The organism is Sandarakinorhabdus sp., from assembly GCF_040398645.1.
Taxonomy (GTDB): domain Bacteria; phylum Pseudomonadota; class Alphaproteobacteria; order Sphingomonadales; family Sphingomonadaceae; genus Sandarakinorhabdus.
On sequence record NZ_JBBATR010000120.1, the window covers coordinates 1 to 1,334 of the forward strand.

1 protein-coding gene and 1 pseudogene are annotated in these 1,334 nt (G+C 66.2%); one reads left to right on the forward strand and one right to left on the reverse strand.

Going from position 1 to position 1,334, the window contains the following annotated elements:
- Positions 1 to 540: pseudogene (locus ABWP50_RS13495) on the forward strand (TonB-dependent receptor); the annotation flags it as partial.
- 173 nt (positions 541 to 713) lie between these two features.
- On the opposite strand, the gene ABWP50_RS13500 reads toward ABWP50_RS13495, so the two are convergent.
- On the reverse strand, positions 714 to 1,334 hold a 621-nt coding region (locus ABWP50_RS13500; protein ID WP_353218504.1), incomplete at its 5' end, for a glutathione S-transferase family protein.

A 1,334-nucleotide genomic window follows, 5' to 3' on the forward strand; every position in this document is an offset into this window, starting at 1 on the left:
GGCGGCGGCGGCCGGGGCGGCGGTCCGCCGCGCGGGTTCCTTGATGGCCGCTTGCAGCTGGCCCTGTTTCACACCGTCACCTTCCGCAACGAAATCGGCATTGGCCCGGGCTTGCCGGTGCTGGATTTGCTGAACGGCTCCGCCATCGGTTCGGCTGGCGGCGCGCCGCGCCATCAGATCGAAATGCGGCTGGGCGCGGGCCGGCGCGGGCTGGGCGCGCGGCTGGGCGTGAACTGGCAATCGGGCACCACCGTGCTGGTCGATCCATCCGGCGGCACCCAATCGCCCGACGATCTGTTCTTCTCGGGCCGCACCACCGCCAATCTGCGCATGTTTGTCGATCTGGGCCAGCGGCCGGAGATTCTGCGCCAGGCCCCGTGGCTGCGCGGCAGCCGTGTCAGCCTGAACTTCGACAATCTGCTCAATGATCGCATCAACGTGCGCAACCGGCTGGGCAACGAACCGCTCGGGTTTTTGCGCGATCAGCTCGATCCGCTGGGCCGCACGGTCACGCTGTCATTCCGGAAATTGTTCTTTTAAAAGGTAATAGTCAAGGCAGGCAGAATGCCTCCGCCCCGGATCACGTCCGGGGTGACGTGGGCAGGGCTGAGCCCTGCACCACTTTCGTTTTGGTTCGTGCCAGACCTTCGAAGTTGGGCACCGAACCAACAAATGGGTGCAGGGGTCACCCCTGCCCGCCGGAGGCTTCTTGATCAATTACCGCTTGGCTGTGTCACCAGCCGCGCCGTGCAGCGCTGGTGCCAATCGCGCAGCGCGGCGGCTTCGTCGGGCATCGCCAGCCCGATCCAGCCGGCGAAATCGATGGTGGTCAGCAGCGCGATGTCGGCAATGGTCAGGCGGTCGCCGGCCAGAAACGCCCGGCCGGTCAATTGGCCATCGAACCAGCCCATCATTGCCAGCGCCTGCGCTTTGGCCGCTTCGCCCATGGCGGGGATTTGCTGCACGATCTTCGCGGTGAAGGGGTGGCCGTGCTGCCAGAACAGGCTGACTGGCCCGCCCAGCGCGGTTTCGACGCGGCGCAGCCACATATCGGTTTCGGCGCGTTCAAAGGCGTCGCGGCCGATCAGCGGCGGCTCCGGGTGGAGTTCATCCAGGTAGCGGCAGATGCTGACGGTTTCGGCGATGATCCGGCCGTCGTCCAGCTCCAGAAATGGCACTTGCCCGCGCGGGTTGCGCGCCAGCACTTCGGCGGATTTGTGCTCGCGCGCCATCAGCGACAGCATCTTCTCCTCGATGGCGATGCCCTTGGCGGCCAGAAACAGCCGCACGCGGCGCGGATTGGGCGCCGGATCAGGCGCAGACCAGAGCAACAT